The organism is Limosilactobacillus portuensis (assembly GCF_014838735.1).
Lineage (GTDB): Bacteria > Bacillota > Bacilli > Lactobacillales > Lactobacillaceae > Limosilactobacillus > Limosilactobacillus portuensis.
In genome coordinates this window covers 1-354 of record NZ_JABUXQ010000084.1, presented here as the reverse complement: position 1 = coordinate 354, position 354 = coordinate 1, and the positions used below count along the sequence as shown (strand labels likewise).

Here is a 354-nt window from a genome sequence, read left to right as displayed (position 1 = left end):
AGCACTCGCGGTGAATCAATATGCCCCTGACAAATATTGGCAATTTCATCATGCACTTTTTGAACAACAACCTAACAATAAAGATGATGTTGGGAGTCAACATTGGTTAACAGACGATTTAATTCAACAGCAATTACAAAAATTAGATTTGAGTGAGCAAGAACGTAAACAAATTACGGTAGCTTATCGTGACGAAAAAGGAGCGATAGCTAAGCGCGCGCAAGAAGATCATGCATTAGCGAAAAAAGAGGAAGTCCCATACGTACCCGCACTCTATGTGAACGGTAAACAGGTTGAAGACGAGACAGATTTCGACGCGATTAAAAACGAAATCGACAAAGCGCTTGAACAATA

Annotated in this window: 1 protein-coding gene; it reads left to right on the top strand. The window is 40.1% G+C overall.

Features of this window, described 5'->3' with window-relative positions:
• The coding region (locus tag HUK49_RS10670; RefSeq protein ID WP_191913675.1) for a DsbA family protein at positions 1 to 354 on the top strand (354 nt) is incomplete at both ends.